At 68.3% G+C, this 6000-nt stretch carries 5 protein-coding genes; 2 read left to right on the forward strand and 3 right to left on the reverse strand.

The features are described 5' to 3' along the window. The first annotated feature begins 73 nt into the window (after positions 1–73). Positions 74–1204: an NADP-dependent malic enzyme gene (locus AB0B89_RS10920; protein ID WP_358550968.1), complete on the forward strand. Its 1131-nt coding sequence runs from the start codon at positions 74–76 to the stop codon at positions 1202–1204. A 47-nt stretch (positions 1205–1251) separates the two neighbouring features. Here AB0B89_RS10920 and AB0B89_RS10925 read toward each other — a convergent pair whose 3' ends face one another. Further along, positions 1252–1614: a hypothetical protein gene (locus AB0B89_RS10925; RefSeq protein WP_358550956.1), complete on the reverse strand. Its 363-nt coding sequence runs from the start codon at positions 1612–1614 to the stop codon at positions 1252–1254. A 183-nt stretch (positions 1615–1797) separates the two neighbouring features. Between AB0B89_RS10925 and AB0B89_RS10930 the strand changes: the two genes are divergently transcribed. Next, positions 1798–3159 carry a hypothetical protein gene (locus AB0B89_RS10930; protein ID WP_358550958.1) on the forward strand — a complete coding sequence of 454 codons (1362 nt, stop codon included), beginning with the start codon at positions 1798–1800 and terminating at the stop codon, positions 3157–3159. An 86-nt stretch (positions 3160–3245) separates the two neighbouring features. On the opposite strand, the gene AB0B89_RS10935 is transcribed toward AB0B89_RS10930, so the two are convergent. Together AB0B89_RS10935 and AB0B89_RS10940 are read right to left on the reverse strand one after the other, a co-directional pair. Then, positions 3246–4322, reverse strand: a complete 1077-nt coding sequence (locus tag AB0B89_RS10935; RefSeq protein ID WP_358550960.1) for a hypothetical protein — start codon at positions 4320–4322, stop codon at positions 3246–3248. Between the two features lie 228 nt (positions 4323–4550). Beyond that, entirely contained in the window at positions 4551–5627 is a 1077-nt protein-coding gene (locus AB0B89_RS10940) for a trypsin-like peptidase domain-containing protein (protein ID WP_358550962.1), read from the reverse strand. Between the last annotated feature and the right edge of the window lie 373 nt (positions 5628–6000).

The raw sequence follows: 6000 nt of genomic DNA on the forward strand, positions 1-6000 counted from the left end.
CACAGGGGTCGCTGTGGCAGTCACGCCGTTCTCCGCTTCTCTCGAATCCCTCGATCTTGATCCCGTGTTCGCGATGCACCGCGGCGGCAAGCTCGAGGTCCGGTCCACCGTCCCGGTCCGCAACGCCGAAGACCTGTCCCTGGCCTACACGCCGGGCGTCGCCAGGGTCTGCACCGCGATCGCCGACCAGCCCGATCTCGTCAACGACTACACCTGGGTCTCCAATGTCGTCGCCGTGGTCTCCGACGGCACGGCCGTGCTCGGCCTCGGTGACATCGGCCCCGCCGCCGCCATGCCCGTGATGGAGGGCAAGGCGCTGCTGTTCAAGCAGTTCGGCGACGTCGACGCCGTGCCCGTCTGCCTCGACTGCACCGACGTGGACGCCCTGGTCGAGACCGTCGTACGGCTCGCGCCCTCGTTCGGGGGCATCAACCTGGAGGACATCAGCGCCCCCCGCTGCTTCGAGGTCGAGGACCGCCTGCGCGAGCTCCTCAGCATCCCGGTCTTCCACGACGACCAGCACGGCACCGCCATCGTGGTGCTCGCCGCCCTGCAGAACGCCGCCCGCCTGACCGGGCGGTCCCTGGGCGACCTGCGGGCCGTGGTCGCCGGCGCCGGGGCCTCCGGCGTGGCGGTCACCAGGATCCTGCTGAACGCGGGCATCGGCGACATCGCCGTCTCCGACTCCAAGGGCATGATCTACCAGGGCCGCGACGGGCTGAACCCCTTCAAGGAGGCGCTCGCCAGGGACACCAACCGCGGCGGGTTCACCGGCTCCACCGAGGAGGCGCTGGCCGGGGCCGACGTCTTCATCGGCCTGTCCGGCTCGACCCTGTCGGAGGGCGCCGTGGCCTCCATGGCGGCCGACTCGATCGTGTTCGCCCTGTCGAACCCGACGCCCGAGATCCACCCCGACCTCGCGCGCAGGCACGCCCGTGTGGTGGCCACCGGCCGATCCGACTTCCCCAACCAGATCAACAACGTGCTGGCGTTCCCGGGGGTGTTCCGCGGAGCCCTGGACGTGCGGGCCTCGACGATCACCGAGAACATGAAGGTCGCCGCCGCCCACGCCCTCGCCGCCGTCGTGGGGCCGGACGTGTCGGAGAACTACGTGATCCCGAGCCCGTTCGACGAGCGGGTCGCCCCCGCGGTCGTCGAGGCCGTCGCAAGCCAGGCCCGCCTCGACGGGGTGGCCCGCAGGTAGCGGCCGAGCACACACCGGGGCCCGCCTCCAGCGGGCCCCTTGCCGTCTCACGCCTTCCCCGAGCCGCCGTAGTCGTCGGGGAAGGGCGGCGCGATCGGCCGCCTGCGCGGGATCGGGCGGCGCAGGGCCTGTACGCGCCGGCGGGGCAGCGACCAGACCACGCCCCCGTCCCACAGCCGTACCGCCACGTGCCGCCCGCCCTCCAGCCGCTCGCGCGGCGCCAGATGGGCGGGGTCCAGCCGTACGCGGGTGATCTCCGCCCACGCGCACGTGCCGTACGGCATGGCCGCGAAGGTCGTCCCCACCCTCTCCACGGCCAGTTTCTCGGTGGCCGTGACCCCGCAGGCCGTCCAGCCGGCGGGTTCGTGTCCTGTGTAGACATCCCAGTCGAAAAGGCTTGCCTTCGTCATGAGGTATCGCTCCTTGGGTCAAGTCTTGGGAATTCCCACACCATGTCACGCATCGTGCTATAACAAAAACCCTCCGTTACCTGCCGGGGCAAGAGTGTGCACGAAGGGCGTATGTGTGCGCAGGGGGCTTGCGGCTACCGGAGTGCCCATGACCAGCATGCAAGCCTCCTGGGGGAACGAGCGATGCGACGTGAGCCCAACCTCCTTCTTCGTCACCTCATCGCCGAGGCGGCCTACTCCCACAAGGGCCTGGCCCGCAGGCTCAACGACCTCGGGGCCGCGCGGGGCCTCACGGGGCTGAGGTACGACCACAGCTCGGTGTTGCGCTGGATCGGCGGCCAGCAGCCGCGCGATCCGGTGCCGACGCTCCTCGCGGAGATCTTCGCACTGAAACTCGGCCGGCCGGTCACTTCGGAGGACCTCGGTATGGCGGGGGGAGCCACGCCCCTCGACCTCGGACAGGAATTCACTCACTCGTGGCAGGAGGGTGTCGAGACCGTGACAGCACTATGGAGGGCGGACATGGAGAGGCGCAGGTTCCTGCTCGACTCCGCCTTCGCCGTCGGAGCGGGTTCGGCGGGAGCCCTGCGCTGGCTGACCCTTCCCATGGAAGGCAAGCCCGAGGCCGGCGGTGTACGCAAGGTCGGCGCGCCCGACATCGCCGCGATCCGCGAGGTCACCCGCTCGTTCGGCGAACTGGACAATCGCTTCGGTGGAGGCCGGGTGCGCTCCGCGGTCGTGAAATATCTCGACTCGGCGGTCGCCCCACTGCTCAAGGACGGCGTCTACGGCGAGGCCACGGGCAGGGCGCTGGCCTCGGCCGCGGCCGAGGTGACCCGCCTGGCCGGCTGGATGGCCTATGACCTGGAGCAGCACGGCCTGGCGCAGCGCCATCTCATCCAGGCGCTGAGCCTGGCTCGCGGCGCGGGCGACCACGGCTTCGGCGGCGAGATCCTCGCCGGCATGGCGCACCAAGCCATATATATAGGACAACCAAGGCATGCCCTCGATCTGGCCAGGGCGGCGCAACTGTCCGCCCGCCGCGCGGACGTCCCCTCGCTGCTCGCGGAGGCGTACGTGCTGGAGGCCCACGCCCACGCGGCGCTCTCGGACGGCCCGGCCTGCGCCCTCGCGCTCCACGAGGCCGACCTGGCGTTCGACCGCCGTCGCCCGGACGAGGAGCCCGAGTGGATCCGCTACTTCGACGAGGCGTATCTGGCGGCCAAGTACGCCCACTGCTTCAGGGACCTCGGAGACGGCGCTCAGGCCGTACGGTACGCGCGCCGGTCGCTCGACATGGACGGGCGGTTCGTCCGCGGGAGGATGTTCAACCTGTCCCTGCTCGCCTCGGCCCACGCCCTGCTCGGGGACGCCGAGGAGGCCTGCCAGGTCGGCACGTCCGCGCTCGACCTGGCGGCCGGCCTGCAGTCCGTACGGACGCGGTCCTACGTCGCCGACCTGCGCAAGAGGCTGGAGCCGCTCAGCGGTGAGCCGATCGTGGCGGCACTGGTCCAGCGCACCAGGGAGCTCGCCCCGGCGGCGTAGGCGGGCTCGTGCGTACCGGCCCCTGAGGGTCGTGGAACGCGGCGCGGGGCCCGGCCGAAGCCGGGCCCCGCTGTCCCTTCACCGCATCAGCGGATCGAGCCTGACCAGAGGTTGGCGGCCTTGCTGTAGACCGCGTAGGTCTCGCTGTCGAAGTACGGCGAGGTGCTGAAGTCGTAGCGGCCGTTGCCGTCGGAGTCGCCAATTAGGCTGGTGACACCGTTGATGTAGCCGAGCCGCTTCGTGCTGCTGTACTTGGTGATCCACGGCGCGCCGGCGGAGCCGCCGGTCATGGAGCACTTGACGGCGATCTGCGCCTCGGCCTTGTAGGCGGCGCTGACCGGGGCGGGCTTGGTCTTGCCGTAACACCACTTCGGCGTGACACCGGTGTACGGCCTGTCCCTGTCGGGGTGCGGGCCGGAGGGGTAGCCGAAGACGTAGACCGGCTCGCCGATCTTCTGGTTCCACGCGAAGCCCTGGCCGCCGACGTTGTCACCGAGGCGACCGACGTCCTTCCAGGTGCCCACGTTGATGCCGTTGTAGACCGTGACGAACGCGTAGTCGCTGTCGTAGTCCTCGTAGACCGAGAAGTCGTAGTGCGTGTAGGCCGACTTGCCGACGTAGATGCCCCACGGGGCCTTGCCCTGGTAGTAGCCGGGGATGAAGACCCAGTGGTCGAGGGTGTCGCGGTTGGCGTCGGTGTCGTAGACGCAGTGACCGGCGGTCGCCACGAGGTTGTGGTACTTCGACTGGACCGACGACGCGGAACACCAGTACGGCTTGCCGTGGACGCGGAAGAACACCTTGCCGATGGTCTTGGGCAGGTTGACGTTCTTCACCTTGGTGGGGGTGATCTTCTCCTGTCCGATCGGCGGGACGGAGCCGGTCTTTCCGTCGGGAGCGGCGTCGCTCCCGCCGAACTTGACCTTGCCCTTGACCGAGTCGTCGTTGGAGTAGCGAGTCGCGGCCTTGAGCTGCTTTCCGCCGCTCGCGGTCCAGAACTTCGCGGTGTCGTTCGCCTTCGACTTGCTGGAGGCGAGGGAGACGTTCGTCGGCGAAGGCTTGGCCGTGGCCTCCGCGGACGAGGTGAGGGCCGCGCCGATCATTCCGGTGGCGGTGACGGCGGCCCCGAGGGGGAGGATGAGGCGCTTTGCTCGGTTATTCATGGAACTCCTCTTGTTCTGACATGAAACATCACTTATGTCCCATGCGTCCCAAAGGGGATGTCTTCGAGCCTATGCGATTTCTTTACTCCCTCCATATATCCGCGCCCCATAAACGGACATATGGGCATTCAATGGGATTTAACGATAGGGGAACCTCACCACAAGGTGAGATTGAAAGTGCGGAGGGCCCGGCCGAAGCCGGGCCCTCGTCACGCCGAGCTCAGGGTGTCACTTACCGATCTTGCCGGACGCGAGGTTGGAGGCCGCGGAGTAGATCGCGTAGGTCTCGCTGTCGAAGTACGGCGAGGTGGCGAAGTCGAAGCGGCCGTTGCCGTCGCTGTCGCCGACCAGGCTCGTCACACCGTTGATGTAGCCGAGCCGCTTGGTGCTGCTGTACTGCGCGATCCAGGGGCCGCCCGAGGCGCCGGCGGTCATGGAGCACTTGAGGGCGATCTGGGCCTCGGCCTTGAACCCGGAGACGGGGCCGGCCGCGGAGGTCTTGCCGTAGCAGTACTTCGGCGTCTGGCCGGTGTACGGTCCGTCGCCGTCGGGGTGCAGGCCCGCGGGGTAGCCGAAGGCGTAGACCGACTGGCCGATCTTCTGGTTCCAGCTGAAGCCCTGGCCGCCGACGTTGTCGCCGAGGCGGCCGACGTCCTTCCAGGTCCTGGCCTCGACACCGTTGTAGACGGTGACGAAGGCGTAGTCGCTGTCGAAGTCCTCGTAGTTGGCGAAGTCGAAGTGCGTGTACGCCGACTTGCCGACGTAGATGCCCCACGGGGCCTTGCCCTGGTAGTAACCGGGAATGAAGACCCAGCGGTCCAGGGTGTCGCGGTTGGCGTCGGTGTCGTAGACGCAGTGACCGGCGGTCGCGACCAGGTTGCGATACTTGCCCTGGATCGAGGAGCCGGAGCACCAGTACGTCTTGCCGTCGAGGCGGAAGAACACCTTGCCGATGGTCTTCGGCAGGTTGACGTTCTTCACCTTGGTGGGGGTGATCTTCTCCTGGCCGATCGGCGGGACGACGCCGGTCTTGCCGTCGGGGGCGGCGTCGCCGCCACCCAGCTTGATCTTGCCCTGGACGGCGGCGTCAGAGGTGAACTTGGTGGCGGCCTTGAGCGACTTGCCGTTGCTCGCCGTCCAGAACTTGACGGTGTCCACGGCGTCGGCCTTGGTGGTGGACAGGCCGTCCGAGGCCGGCGCGGCCGCGGAGGCGGTCACAGCGGTGGTGAGGGATGCCGCGATCATGCCGGAGGCGATGGCGACGCCCCCGAGAGGGAGCATGAGGCGCTTGACTCGGGTGTTCAATGAGACTCCTTGTTCAGCCGCAGGAGGTGACTCCTGCCCCACTCGCCCCAAAAGGGGCAGCACGAACCTATCGGTCTGATCATGAGGAATGGGTCGCAGGGCTCAATGGCGCGTCGGCCGTACGGCCCGTCTGGGGAACTGCGCGACGAGAGCCACCGTCCGGCCCGGCACAGGTGGAAACGGTCCAATGGGCCTCGCGCACGCGCGGAGTGGAAATATGCCGTCCACTGCGGTGTGACGTATATCACTCAATGTGTGGCAATCCGTGTCCAAAAGGCACAGGGCCCGGCATGGGATGCCGGGCCCTGCTAGGACTGCTGTCGCTCTAGCTGGCTAGAACGTCAGGCCTTGGTGGTGGTGCCGCCGTCCTTGG

This window comes from Sphaerisporangium sp. NPDC049002 (genome assembly GCF_040649355.1).
Lineage (GTDB): Bacteria > Actinomycetota > Actinomycetes > Streptosporangiales > Streptosporangiaceae > Sphaerisporangium.